9 protein-coding genes are annotated in these 13,645 nt (G+C 34.5%); 4 read left to right on the top strand and 5 right to left on the bottom strand.

The window, feature by feature from the left end; all coding sequences use genetic code 11:
• Positions 1-9 precede the first annotated feature (9 nt).
• From RT99_RS11075 to RT99_RS11090, 4 genes are all read right to left on the bottom strand, one after another.
• Entirely contained in the window at positions 10-1,557 is a 1,548-nt protein-coding gene (locus RT99_RS11075; protein ID WP_042564811.1) for an alpha-N-arabinofuranosidase, read from the bottom strand.
• Positions 1,558-1,624: 67 nt separating this feature from the next.
• Positions 1,625-2,626: an arabinan endo-1,5-alpha-L-arabinosidase gene (locus RT99_RS11080; RefSeq protein WP_052483646.1), complete on the bottom strand. Its 1,002-nt coding sequence runs from the start codon at positions 2,624-2,626 to the stop codon at positions 1,625-1,627.
• Positions 2,627-2,708: 82 nt separating this feature from the next.
• On the bottom strand, positions 2,709-4,271 hold the full coding sequence (locus RT99_RS11085) for a RagB/SusD family nutrient uptake outer membrane protein (RefSeq protein WP_042564812.1): 1,563 nt from the start codon (positions 4,269-4,271) through the stop codon (positions 2,709-2,711).
• A 30-nt stretch (positions 4,272-4,301) separates the two neighbouring features.
• Entirely contained in the window at positions 4,302-7,355 is a 3,054-nt protein-coding gene (locus tag RT99_RS11090) for a TonB-dependent receptor (RefSeq protein ID WP_042564813.1), read from the bottom strand.
• A gap of 571 nt (positions 7,356-7,926) precedes the next feature.
• On the opposite strand from RT99_RS11090, the gene RT99_RS11095 reads away from it, so the two are divergent.
• Positions 7,927-8,616 (top strand): NUDIX domain-containing protein, encoded by a 690-nt coding sequence (locus RT99_RS11095; protein WP_042564814.1) that lies wholly within the window; start codon positions 7,927-7,929, stop codon positions 8,614-8,616.
• A gap of 344 nt (positions 8,617-8,960) precedes the next feature.
• Here the strand turns inward: RT99_RS11095 and RT99_RS11100 are convergent, their stop codons facing one another.
• Positions 8,961-9,959 carry a GntR family transcriptional regulator gene (locus RT99_RS11100; RefSeq protein ID WP_042564815.1) on the bottom strand — a complete coding sequence of 333 codons (999 nt, stop codon included), beginning with the start codon at positions 9,957-9,959 and terminating at the stop codon, positions 8,961-8,963.
• Between the two features lie 101 nt (positions 9,960-10,060).
• Here RT99_RS11100 and RT99_RS11105 point away from each other — a divergent pair, with 101 nt between their 5' ends.
• From RT99_RS11105 to RT99_RS11115, 3 genes are read left to right on the top strand one after another with little or no spacing between them, the layout of a single operon-like run.
• Positions 10,061-11,116 (top strand): aldose epimerase family protein, encoded by a 1,056-nt coding sequence (locus RT99_RS11105; protein ID WP_042564950.1) that lies wholly within the window; start codon positions 10,061-10,063, stop codon positions 11,114-11,116.
• Positions 11,117-11,149: 33 nt separating this feature from the next.
• On the top strand, positions 11,150-12,310 hold the full coding sequence (gene galK, locus RT99_RS11110; RefSeq protein WP_042564816.1) for a galactokinase: 1,161 nt from the start codon (positions 11,150-11,152) through the stop codon (positions 12,308-12,310).
• Positions 12,311-12,320: 10 nt separating this feature from the next.
• Positions 12,321-13,394, top strand: coding sequence for a UDP-glucose--hexose-1-phosphate uridylyltransferase (locus tag RT99_RS11115; RefSeq protein WP_042564817.1), 1,074 nt, complete (start codon positions 12,321-12,323; stop codon positions 13,392-13,394).
• Positions 13,395-13,645: the final 251 nt, after the last annotated feature.

A 13,645-nucleotide genomic window follows, 5' to 3' on the forward strand; every position in this document is an offset into this window, starting at 1 on the left:
TTTAGATTTTTATTTTCCTTCTAAAACAACAACCGAAAAAGGAGGAATTGTGATTTCTAATTTTCCTTTTTTGTTTTCGAAACCTTTAAAAACTGTTGGTATAATTTTATTCGGCGTATCAAATGAATTGTAATCCTGGAGTTTTGCCGATGTTAAAACGGTTCCTGTAAAATTTTTAACTCCAAGATCTTTTAAATCAATTTCGACTTTGTTTTTATTTTTTGCATCTACATTTACTAATGAAATATGAATTGCGCCATTTTTATCTTTTGAAGCTGATGCTGAAACTGCCGGAAGTGTTTCTCCGTTGAAAGTATATAATGGTGATTGAAAGTTTACCGGCAATAGTTTTGCATCCTGATGAACGCTGTACATTTTCATAACATGATACGTTGGCGTTGTAATCATTTTGGCTTTGTCTGTAAGGATTACGGCTTGCAAAACGTTTACACATTGTGCTAAGTTTGCCATACGAACTCTATCTGCGTGATTGTTGAAAATATTAAGAGTTGTTCCGGCTAAAACGGCGTCTCGCATTGTATTTTGTTGGTATAAAAATCCGGGATTTGTTCCTTTTTCTACATCATACCAGCCTCCCCATTCGTCGACCATCATGGCTACTTTTTTCTCTGGATCGTATTTATCCATAATGGCAGAATGTTTTGTAACCAATTCTTCCATTTTTAAGGCTGATTTCATGGTTTTAAAATAACCTTCTTCGGTAAAATTAACGGCTTCTCCTTTTTTACCCCAATCGATTACGGCATAATGATGCACGCCTACTCCGCCCAACATATTTAGCGGAATATTTTTCATTAAAACTTCTGTCCAATTATAATCGGCGCTGTTTGATCCTGAAGCGATTCTGGTAATTCCGCCTGTATTTTCCCAATCAGACATAAATGTTGCAAATTTGCGGTATTCTCCGGCGTAATATTCTGCTGTCATATTTCCTCCGCAACCCCAGGCTTCATTTCCAATTCCCCAGAATTTAACTTTCCATGGCTCGGTTCTTCCATTTTTTTTACGCAAATCACTCATTGGACTTTTACCGCTAAAATTAGCGTATTGAACCCAATCAGATAATTCCTGAACGGTTCCGCTTCCTACGTTTCCTGATAAATAAGGTTCTGCACCAAGCACTTCACACAAATTAAGAAAATCATGTGTTCCAAAACTATTATCTTCGGTTACGCCGCCCCACCATTGGTTTACGATTGTTGGTCTCTGTTCCTGAGGCCCAATGCCATCTTTCCAGTGATAAGTATCTGCAAAACAGCCACCCGGCCATCTTAAATTCGGAATTTTTAAATCTTTTAAGGCTGCAATAATATCATTTCTTACACCCTTCGTATTTGGTATTTTTGAAGTATCTCCCACAAAAAATCCTCCGTAAATACAGCGTCCTAAATGTTCTGCAAAATGTCCGTAAATATTTTTATTGATGGTTGGTGCATCTGCATTATTTTTTATGGCTACTACGGTAATTCCGCCTTGAGCGAAACTAAACTGGCTACAAATACTAATAAGGAATGTGATTAAAAATGCTTTTTTCATGTGGATAATTATTTGTTTATAAGATATAAAGAGGAAAGTTTGTGAATCTTTCCTCTGATATTAAAATTTAATACGAAAGTGCCGGCCATCCTGATGACCATGTAAAATAGACAATTTCGAGTTTTGGATTTCCGTTATCGGCTCCGTCATAATAATGAACAGCTCCTTTTTGTGTTCCTGTAATTCTGGATAAATGTCCCGGACCAATATAATTTCCTTGTGTTGCCAAAACTGTTGTCCCGCCGCCGTTTTTTAAATTGACTCCGTTTTTATCTGTAAAAGGTCCAAACGGACTTGTTGAACGACCTACTACAATATAATAAGTGCTGTTTACGCCATTGCAGCAAGACCCTCGGTTGACGAACATATAGTAATAACTTCCTTCTTTAATTAAGCAGGGAGCTTCCCACGAAGCGCTATTTCCACCTGCTACAATGGTTCTTGTTCCTGTTGGTTTACCTGTTGAAACATTAATTTGTACTACGCCAATACCTGCGTGCCAGGAACCGTAAGCCATATAAACATTGCTGCCATCAACCAAAATAGAAGGGTCGATCGCATTTACATCTGATGCTGATGACGAAGAAACAACAACGCCTCTGTCTGTCCATTTTGTTCCTGCACTTTGTGAAATTGACGGAGCCGTTACCAACCCAATTGCTGAAGTTGCAGACCCAAAAGTAGAACAGGAATAATACATATTCCATCTGTTATTAAACCACGCCAGATCCGGCGCCCAAAATGTTTTGGTAAAACCCGGAACATATCCTGTTATCCAGCCTGGTGTTGAAGTAAACACTGAGGTTCCCCATGTCCAGTTGGTCAAATTTGTTGAATACGTCATTGGAATATTATCTCCCGTAGTGAAAACATAATAATTAACTCCGCTTTTTATAATCGTACTCGGATCGTGTGACGGAACGTTTCCGCTGACTGTTTTTGCTGTTATATTTTTAACCTCTGAATTTTGAGTTGCAGCACTTGTTTCTTCTGTTGGAGAAACAATGTCTTCATTTTGACAACTTCCTAATAATATTGCGAATAAAACCAAACCTGTTATTGTTTTCATTGTGATATAATTTAAGTTAATGGTTAAATTTAGTTTTCAGTCTCAGTTTTCAGTACTGTGCGAACTGAGACTGAAAACTTTTTTAATAACTGTCGTTCTGGATTATTCCCGGATTGTTATCCTTTTCTAGTTGTGGAATTGGGAAATATTCTCTTCCAGGCAGGTAAGAATTAAATTCTGCATCTCTAGATTTCAGCCATTCTAATTTTGCGGCATCCTGAAGCCATCCCCATCGGCGAATATCATCAAAACGATGTCCTTCAAGAGGAAATTCCAAAAATCGTTCATGACCAATCTGATCTCTCATTTGATCCTGTGTCATTCCCGGTTTTACAGTAGCCAAATCCGGCAAACCCACTCTGTTTCGTACCATTTGAATATATCCGTATGCTCCGGGAGTATCTCCTGTTTCGTTTAGACATTCGGCATACATTAAAAGAATATCGGCATAACGCAATAATCGCTCGTTGATACCGGAACGCCAATCGTATTCGTCTGCAAATTCTCCGTCTGAATTTTGGTATTTTCTACAGAATAAATCGTTTAAATCTGCCGGACTTGAAGCATAAAATACCGCAAAATCTTTACCGTATAATTTGGTTCCTGGTTTGTTGTAAAATATCGTAGCATCCAAACGCGGATCGATTGTATTTGCCGTTGTTTTTTCTTCCTGATATTCGTTAAAAAGTGCCCACGTTGGCTGTACATCTGTCCATCCAAAAGCTCTTGGTGCATACGTTATGGCTCTTGCCGAAGTTTTTCCCCAACCAGAAGTCGGAGCGCCGCCCCAACCCAGTTCGACACCACCGGCATCTCTGCTAAATTGCACTTCAAAAAGAGATTCTGAATTGTTTTCGTTGGCGGTAGTAAAATTATCACGGTAGTTTGAAACCAGTGAATAAATTCCAAGATCTATAACTTGTTTGAATGTTGTTCTGGCGTTTGTGAAATCTTTGGTAAACAAATAAGCTTTTCCTAAATATCCTAAAGCGGCACCTTTTGTAGCACGCCCTTTTTGGCCTGCATCAAGACCAGAAACACCATCATATGAAGTTGGTAATAATTCGGCAGCCGTTTTAAAATCAGAAATCACCTGAGCCCAGCCTTCTGCCTGTGTTTTTTGTGGATAATAAACAGCTAATTCTGTTGGTAAAGGAACATTTTTGAACAAGTTTACGGCATGAAACAAGTACAATCCTCTTAAAAAATAGGCTTGTCCTAATATTCTGCTTTTTAATGCTCCGTCTGTAAATGCAATATTCGGCACATTTGTTAAAACCTGATTGGCACGATAAATCCCCTGATAATAGGTTTCAAAAGCCCAGCCGTAAATTGCGGCATCAGCAACATTTGAATTGAAATGTCCCACATTATACATCGATGCCCACGGACTATTTGTACGGGCATCATCTGCTTTTGCATCTAATAAAAGCGGTGTACTGCGCATGTAAGTTCCGTCTGTTAGTAAACTTCCGTAAGCGGCGTTTACTCCTTCCAGCGCATCCTGATCTGTTTTCCAAAATGAATCTACTGCATCATTATTTGGATCAAGCTGTACTAAATCTTCATTTTCAACACAGCTCGTTGTAAGCATAGCAAGTGAAAAGAAAACAGCTATATAGTTATATAATATATTATATTTCATTGTAATACGTTTTAAATTGGTTAAATCAGTTTAGAAACTTACCTCTACTCCTAAAGAAATTGTTCTTGGATTTGGAAAAGATCCTCCATCATATCCTCTTGATAGTAATCCTTCGCTATTAAAATCAGGATCATAACCTTTATATTTTGAAATGGTCAGCAAGTTTTGACCGTTGATATAAACTTTGGCTTTTTGAATAAATTTATCATTCAAAGGAATGTTAAATCCAATTTCCATCGTTTGTAGTCTCACATAGTCACCACTTTCTATAAATCTGTTGGAGTCTCTGGCATTTCCGTTTGGATCGCCAATTACAGGAGCGGGAATATTAGTATTGGTATTGGTAGGTGTCCAGTAATTTAATTCATCTACATGATGATTGGTGTATTGTCCTATCATTAAATTACGATACATGGCATTAAAAACCTTGTTTCCGCCACTTCCCTGCCAAAACATCGAGAAATCAAAGTTTGAATACGAAGCGCTAAAATTTAAACCAAAACCATATTTAGGAATTGATACTCCCTGAAAAGTTCTGTCGGCATCGGTAATAATTCCATCATTATTTACATCTCTAAATTTGATATCTCCAGGTGCTGCTCCGGTTTGGGTTGGAGAAGATGTTACTTCGGCTGCATTTTGAAAAATTCCAATAGCTTCCCAGGCAAAAAGTTCTCCCACAGATCTTCCTACTTCTGTTTTTGAAACCGCTCCGTAAAGCGGGTTTCCATTAACTCCAATTTTGGTCACTTCATTTTTCAATGTTCCGAAATTGGCCGATATATCATATTTAAATTTATGGTGATGATTACTGTATGATGCTGTAAACTCCAAACCATGATTTTTCATATCTCCTGCATTGGTAAAAATATCTGCCGGAAAAGCTCCTGTAGAAAAAGGCAAAGGCACTCTAACTAAAATATCTGTAACTTTTTTTGTAAAATACTCTGCTGTAAATTGTAAATCGTTGTCAAGAAAACCTAACTCCAATGCAACGTTTGTGCTGCTTGTTTTTTCCCATTTTACATTCGGGTCAAGTGCTGCAACTACGGTTGTTCCCGGAGCAAGCTCATTATTAAAATCATACCCTGCGAAACTGTTTACTGTTGAAGCAAAAAAGTATTGCGGAATTGTATTGTTACCCAATGTTCCATAACCTCCTCTAAGTTTAATGTTACTGATCCAGTCTGGTAATTTTAAAAACTTTTCGTTGCTAATTTTCCATCCTCCTGAAAACGAATAGAAATTTGCCGAATTATTTTTTTCGCTAAAAAGCGATGTTTTATCCTGTCTGAAATTTGCCTGAAGCAAATACCTGTCATCATAAGAATAATTTAATCTGCTGATATAGGATATTCCGGTAATTGTAAATTTAGTTTCTCCAGCGTCTCTCGAATCCGCATATTGAAGCATACTAATTTCACCTGGTTCGTATCCTACACCTTTTGACCAATGGTTGTAATTATCTCTTCTTTCCTGAATCCATCCTGCCAAAGCTTCGATTTTGTGCTTACCAAGCGAAACTTCATACGTCAATATATTGTTCATGAAAGTTCTCAACTCATTTCCATTGGCAACATCTAAAGAAGCTTCATCATTTGTTGTAATATAATACCATCCTAAATCGCTTGGCGGAATAAATTTTCTGTTTTCCCAATCGGTTCTGTCATAACTTACATCGAGTTTGTATTTAAGACCTTTTACGATTTCGACTTCACCCCATATATCCCCAATAAAGCGATTTCTTTTTCCGGTATTTTCAATCAAATTATTATACCCAATTGGGTTCATCGAAATTGCTCTTTGCGTCAGGTTATCTGTACCTCCGTAACCACCCAGTCTGTTAGAATCATATACAGGCATTGTTGGTATAGCGCCTAATAAATCACTAATCGCTGTTTGACCAGCATTATATTCGTTAAAAATTTCTTTATCCGATTGTGTGTAAGCGATTTTTGCCCCGTATTTGAATTTTCCTTTTTTACCGTTTAGATTTAAATTGGTAGACAATCTTTCATAATCTTGCGGCGTTTTGAAATAACTGGTGTTTTTAAAATAATCAACATTAAAGCTGTACATGATGCTTTCTGCTCCTCCACCAAATGTAAGAGTCTGATTTTGTACAACTCCGGTTTGTAAACCTTCTTTTTGCCAATCGGTATCGACATTTGAAATATAAGAAGGACTTGCCGGATTATTTCCCGGAGCAATACTTACGGGAACCCCAGCTCTAAGATCTCTGTTTCTTTCTGCTTCGTTAGTAATGGTTTGATATCCTACACGATCTGTTACATCCCATTTTTTAGCCACATCCTGAAGCCCGACAATAGATTTAAATTTGATATCCATTCTGTCGGATTTTCCTTTTTTTGTGGTAATAATTACAACTCCGTTTGCTCCACGAACACCATAAATCGCTGCCGAAGAAGCATCTTTTAAAACCTGCATCGATTCTATTTCTCCCGGTGCAAAATCGTATGGAGCATCAACCATAATTCCATCAATAACAAAAAGAGGGTTATTATTGGTGAATGAAGTTATACCTCTAATTTTTACATTGACAAAACCGCCCGGTTCTCCTGATGATTGTACTGTAACTCCCGGTACCTGGCCCTGAAGCATTTTTGCAGCATCATAAGTTACCGTTTTTTTAGCCGATTCTAAGTTGACAACACTTACAGATCCCGTAAGATCTGATTTCTTTTGTGTTCCATACCCAATAACTACGACTTCGTTTAATTTGTTAGTATCTTCAGTAAGCGCCGCATCAATTTTTGACTGACCGCCTACCGCTATCTCTTTGTTTTGAAATCCTATAAATGAAAAAACTAAAACATCATTTGGAGATGCCTTAATTATATATTCTCCATCAAATCCAGTTACGGCAACTGTTTTTGTTCCTTTTATCATAATGTTCACGCCCGGCAAAGGCAAATTGTCTTGTGCCGAAGTAACAATTCCTTTAATTTCTTTGCCTTGAGCAGACAATTGATTAGCAGAAAATAGCAGCATTAATACTGCTAAAAGCCATTCTTTTTTTGGCAATAAATAATTGCAATACAACAATAATTTGTGGTTTGACATACTGGTTAATTTTAAGGTTGGTTAGTGTGGTTATTATAAGTGTTAATCTTACATTTGTAAATTTAAATAAAAAAAAGAGTGAAAAACAAATTAATATCATAAAAAAAGGAGTAAAAAAAAATATATCTCATAATTTAAGTGTGAAATAAACATTTAAAAAAATAACATTATTTTTAAAAAAGAGACATTTTTAGAAAGTTAATTGTGTAAAATCTACACTTTTTACTAAAAAGCATCTTTTTAATCAAAAAACAGTAGTGAAAAAAGTTTTTTTGAATGCACTGTTTTTGAAGTATTTAAAATGAAAAAAATATTGTTTTTGTAAATAAAAACTTATTTTTAGTTGGTTTGTTTTTTAATATTGGCTGAGCTTTTTTCAAAAAAGTGTCCTGTAACTATCCTGTTTTTGTTCTAAAAGAACCATAAAAGAGAAATTTGAATGCTCTTTTTTACTAAAAGTCAGTTTTTTAACTCTATTTTTGACTCATAGATTATGTAAGTGTAAAATCTACATTAATAAAATTATGAAACCTATGAGGAAGTTTATATATTTACCAATAAATTATAGAATATGCTAAACAGTTATAGCTCTGCAGATAAGGTTTTATTAGCAGTAGATTGTATCATTTTTGGATTCGATCATCAGGGATTGAAAATTCTTCTTATCCAAAGGGATTTTGAACCTGAAAAGGGAAAATGGTCCTTAATTGGTGGTTTTTTAAAACGTGATGAAGTATTGGATAACGCTGCCATCAGAATTTTGAATACTTATACGGGATTGAATGATATATATATGGAGCAGCTTTATGCCTATAGCGAAATCGATCGTGACCCGGTTGAAAGAACTATTTCAGTTTCTTATTATGCATTGATTAATATTGAAAATCACAATACAGAGCTTATTAAAAATTACCATGCAGAATGGTTTCCTATTGCCGAAGCACCAAATTTAATTTTCGACCACAATGAAATGGTAAAAAATGCCATTAGAAGATTACGTTACAGAACTTCGATTAAACCAATTGGATTTGAATTACTGCCTGAAAAATTTACAATGCGCCAATTATTAGAGTTGTACGAAGCCATTTTGAGTAAGGAATTAGATAAACGAAACTTCATCAGCAAAATTAATTCTTTGGAAATCCTGAATAAACTGGATGAAAAAGATATGCAGTCTTCCCGCAAAGGATCTTATCTCTACACTTTCAACAAAGAAAAATACGAGGAGAAGCTATTGAACGATTTTGTTCTGAACTTATAAAAAAGTGAAAAAAATACCTTAAAAAAACAAACCCTGAAAGCTACAATCTTTCAGGGTTTTTTCCTTCAATAAAACTACTAATTAAAAAACTAACAAATTATTTTTCTTTTTAATCCACATTAATAAAAAATAAGTGTAGAATTTACATTTACAAATGTATATAAAATAATTCTATTAAAACAATAAATTGTTTTTTAATTAAAAGCTTACTGATTTATTAAACAAAACTTGTTTGTACTGTGAAATAAAACACGAATTTCACTAATTATCACGAATTTTGTTTGTGTAATTAATTTCACAAGCTTTACTGTATATGAATTCGTGACAATTCGTGAAATCTGTGTTTATAATGAGTTTCGCATAATCAACGAAGATTTATTTTCTATCTGTTCTCTTTTTCCTTTTAAAACCATTTCTGCCAAAATTTTTCCCATGGCTTCAAAATGAGTTGAAATCGTGGTAATTCCGTTTGCTACAATTTTTTTAAGCGGGGTTTCATTATAGGAAATAATTCCAAAATCATTTCCCAATTTCAGGTTTTGGTCCCTGGCATTTTCGATTACGCGAACCAAATCTCTGTCATTCGGAATAATGTAAAGATCCCCAATCGTAATTTCTCTGTTCGTAAATTCGGTTATTATTTCAGATTCAAAATCATATTCGACACAAAAATCCTCAAAGCCAATTTTCATTCCCAGCGGTTCTCTAAATCCCGGAAAAATCAAAATCAATTTTTTGTATTTATTCAATCTTGATTTTCCTTTTACCAAACCTTCAAAAATATCTTTTTGATGATTTTGATAAATAGCAGGATATATTTTTAAATCCGGATTGGTTTGATCGAGTATAATTACGTCACCTACTGGTAGGGTTTTTATCGAATAAGCTATATCGATTAAGTTGGTAGGCATGATAATGTATTTCGTGTAATTTCCGTTGCTGTCGTTTATAAGCTTTTGAAAAACGGGAACATTAAAATGATGAAAGAAAATATCGACCTGAACATTTTTTCCGATGCTTTTTAAAAACGAATTATAGATATCTTCCTTGAAACTGTTTAACTCATCAAAAAGCAAAAAAATCTTCTGTTTTATAGTGATTTCAACGCTTTTAACGTAATAACCTTTTCCGGGAATGGCATAAATGATACCTCTTTTTTTGAGTTCATCATAACCTAACAAAACTGTATCACGAGATAAATTAAAAGCCAGACAAACTTTATTTACCGACGGCAGGCGATCGCCTTTTACCAGTTTTTCTTCTTCAATCGCTTTTTCAATTGAAAGAATAATCTGTTTATATTTTGGAAGGCCGAGATTATTTTGAATAGAAATTATATTCATAAAAAAAGAATTTTTGTGCAATATACTAAAAACTGGTAGGTACTGGTATGTAAAATTTTAAAATGTTTCTATTTTTGGATTTCATTTTTAATAATTTTTTGATGGAATTAAAACACATATCGCATTTAATCGATATATCTTCAGCTAAATTGTTTGGTTTAATGCCTGACGGAGAGAAGATTTATTCTTTTGAATTATCAAATGAAAACGGAATGAAAGTACAAATCATCAATTATGGTGCAACCGTTACTTCATTACAGATTCCTCTTGAAAACGGAAAACTCGCAGATGTGGTTTTGGGCTTTGATAATCTGGAGGCTTATCTTGAATCTTATAATTTGCCGAGCGCACCTTATTTTGGAACTACCGTTGGCCGATATGCCGGAAGAATCAATAAAGGAAATTTTACTTTAAATGATACCGCTTTTCAATTGGCCGGAAATAACAACGGAAATACTTTGCACGGTGGAAATGAAGGTTTTGGAAAAAAAGTATGGTCTTTTACTAATTTAACACATGGTAAAAATCCATCTATAACGCTGCGTTTGTTAAGTGAAAATTTAGACGAAAATTTTCCCGGAGAATTACAAGTCGGATTAACTTATACATTAACCGAAGAAAACGAATTGACGTTAGAATATAAGGCAATAACTACAGAAGATACGGTTATAAACCTGACACATCATAGTTATTTTAACCTCAACGGTCATGATTCTTCAGTTCTGGATCAGGAAATGTTTGTCAATTCTGATAAAATTTTAGAGACAAAACCTGATAATATTCCGTCTGGAAAATTCACTGCTCTTTCTGGTCATGCTTTTGATTTCAGATCTGCAAAAAATTGTCCGGCCGTTATTGATAATTCATTTGTAATTGAATCTAAAAATGAAATTGCTGCGACATTATTCAGTACAAAAAACAATCTAAAAATGAATGTGTTTACAGATCAGCCAAGTGTGCATATATATGTAGGCGGAAATTGTTTTGATATTTTGAAAGGAAAAGAAAACGCAGCTTACCATCCGTCAAGCGGAATTTGTTTTGAAACGCAGAATTTCCCGGATGCGCCAAATCATGCTCATTTTCCGAGTTCGGTTTTGAAAAAAGGAGAACAATATCATCAAAAAACAGTTTATCAGTTTCAGAAAATAAACTAAAAACATAAAAAAACAATATTTATTTATTACCCAATGAATGACATTTTAATACAAAACACAACCGCATTTTTTGAGAAAACTTTTGGATCTGCTCCTCAAAAAATTGTACTTTCTCCGGGCAGAATTAATATTATCGGAGAACACGTAGATTATAATGACGGTTATGTTTTACCTGCCGCTATTGACAAAATAATTTGTTTTGCATTCGAAAAAAGCAATTCTTCAAAATCAAAAGTAATTGCGATTGATTTAAATGAAGAATTCGAAATTGATTTAACTCAGGAAATTCAATTAACCGATGTAGTATGGACCAATTATATTCGTGGTGTTATTAAGCAGTTGCAGGATAATGGTTTTTCATTTGAAGGTTTTAATTGTGTTTTTAGCAGTAATATTCCTGTTGGTTCGGGGTTATCTTCTTCTGCGGCTTTAGAATGCGGAATGCTTTTCGGAATAAAAGAACTTTACAATCTTACTATTAATAAGGTTGATATTGCTTTGATGGGACAAAAAGCAGAACATTGGGTGGGAATCAATTGCGGAATTATGGATCAGTTTTCGAGCGTACACGGTCTTGAAAATAAAGTTATAAAATTAGATTGCAATACACTTGAATTTGAATATCACGATGCCAATTTCAAAGATTATTCTTTGGTTTTATTTGACAGTAATGTAAAACATTCGCTTTTTACATCTGAATATAATACAAGAAGGATTGAATGTGAAGAAGGTTTATCCATCATAAAAAATAATTTTCCTGAAGTAAAAAGTTTCAGGGATTGTACAGAAGAGCAGATTTTGAGCATTCGCGACAAAATGAATGAAACTGTTTTTAAAAGAGTTCATTTTGTGGTTAAAGAAATTAAGCGTGTTACCAAAGCCTGCGAAGCGCTGGACAACGGAAATATAGAACTTTTAGGACAATTGCTTTTTGAAACGCATTATGGTCTGTCTCAGGAATATGCAGTAAGCTGTGAAGAGCTGGATATGCTTGTAGATACTGCAAAAGCAGATGATAACGTGATTGGTTCGAGGTTAATGGGAGGTGGTTTTGGTGGCTGTACTATAAATTTAATAAAAAAAGGTCACGAAAATGAGGTAAAAAATAAGTTTGCAAATCTTTATTTAGATATATTTGGTATCGAACTAAAATTTTACGATGTAAAAATCGCAAACGGAACAACACTACTTTAATACCACAACAATGAAAAATTTTGACATTAACGAAGACCCGCACAGACGTTACAACCCTTTAATTAATGAATGGGTTTTAGTTTCACCTCATCGCTCAAAGCGTCCTTGGCAAGGACAAAATGAAACAGTAGCAACAGAAGCATTGCCAAAATACGATTCAACCTGTTATTTATGCCCCGGAAATGTTCGTGCAAACGGGGTGAGCAATCCAGACTACAAAGACAGTTTTGTATTTGAAAATGATTTTGCCGCAATGAAACAGGATGAAATTATTTTTGAGGAAGATATTAAACACACCTTTTTTAAAGCACAGCCTGAGCGCGGAATTTCGAGAGTGGTTTGTTTTTCACCAAGACACGACCTTACGTTGCCGGAAATGAGTATTAATGAAATTGAAAACATCATTAAAACATGGCAAAAAGAATACACAGATTTAGGAAATATCAAATACATTAATCACGTTCAGATTTTTGAAAATAAAGGAAGTGTTATGGGTTGCAGTAACCCGCATCCGCATGGACAAATTTGGGCGCAGTCATCATTGCCAACCCAGGTTGAAAAAACACATAACAGTTTAAAAGCATATTACGATAAAAACCAGAAAACATTACTCTCCGATTACCTTCAGGCCGAATTAAGATCCGGCGAAAGAATTGTTATTGAAAATGATCATTTTGTGGCTTTGGTACCGTTTTGGGCAATCTGGCCATATGAAACAATGATTATCAGCAAAAGATCTTTTGGCAAAATCACTGATCTTACAGAAGAGGAAGCCCTTGCTTATGCTACAATTCTAAAAGAATTAACGACAAAATACGATAATTTATTCAACACATCTTTTCCTTATTCATCAGGAATCCATCAGGCGCCAACCGATGGTTTTGAGCATCCTGAATGGCATTTTCACATGCATTTTTATCCGCCATTGCTACGATCTGCAAGCGTAAAAAAATTCATGGTTGGCTACGAAATGCTGGGCGAATCACAGCGAGATATTACTCCCGAAAAAAGTGCCGAAATTTTAAGAGAATTATCAACTGTACATTATAAAAACAAAGAAAAAAGCCGCTTTGAAGAAGCATAAGTAAATAAAATAAATAAATTTAACACAATTACGCCCTGTATAAATGTAAAAAACACATTTGTTTTTGGCAGATATCTGGATTTTTATTTTACTTTTGGATTTCATTCTTTTTTTCATAAAAAAATAAGAGAATAAAAACACATATCATATTTAAAATTCGTTTAAACAATAAAAAAACCGGTTTTAGAAATTAAAACTTTTTAAAACAAAATTAAACAAACAATCACCCTATACTAATTTTTTAAAAGACT

The organism is Flavobacterium sp. MEB061, assembly GCF_000834715.1.
Classification (GTDB): domain Bacteria; phylum Bacteroidota; class Bacteroidia; order Flavobacteriales; family Flavobacteriaceae; genus Flavobacterium; species Flavobacterium pectinovorum.

What these genes read in the sequence shown, in the direction of transcription:
- RT99_RS11115 (WP_042564817.1), top strand. Translation starts at nt 12,321, where the DNA reads ATGAAAAATTTTGACATTAACGAAGACCCGCACAGACGTTACAACCCT.
- RT99_RS11100 (WP_042564815.1), bottom strand. Translation starts at nt 9,959, where the DNA reads ATGAATATAATTTCTATTCAAAATAATCTCGGCCTTCCAAAATATAAA.
- RT99_RS11080 (WP_052483646.1), bottom strand. Translation starts at nt 2,626, where the DNA reads ATGAAAACAATAACAGGTTTGGTTTTATTCGCAATATTATTAGGAAGT.
- galK (WP_042564816.1), top strand. Translation starts at nt 11,150, where the DNA reads ATGAATGACATTTTAATACAAAACACAACCGCATTTTTTGAGAAAACT.
- RT99_RS11085 (WP_042564812.1), bottom strand. Translation starts at nt 4,271, where the DNA reads ATGAAATATAATATATTATATAACTATATAGCTGTTTTCTTTTCACTT.
- RT99_RS11090 (WP_042564813.1), bottom strand. Translation starts at nt 7,355, where the DNA reads ATGTCAAACCACAAATTATTGTTGTATTGCAATTATTTATTGCCAAAA.
- RT99_RS11075 (WP_042564811.1), bottom strand. Translation starts at nt 1,557, where the DNA reads ATGAAAAAAGCATTTTTAATCACATTCCTTATTAGTATTTGTAGCCAG.
- RT99_RS11095 (WP_042564814.1), top strand. Translation starts at nt 7,927, where the DNA reads ATGCTAAACAGTTATAGCTCTGCAGATAAGGTTTTATTAGCAGTAGAT.
- RT99_RS11105 (WP_042564950.1), top strand. Translation starts at nt 10,061, where the DNA reads ATGGAATTAAAACACATATCGCATTTAATCGATATATCTTCAGCTAAA.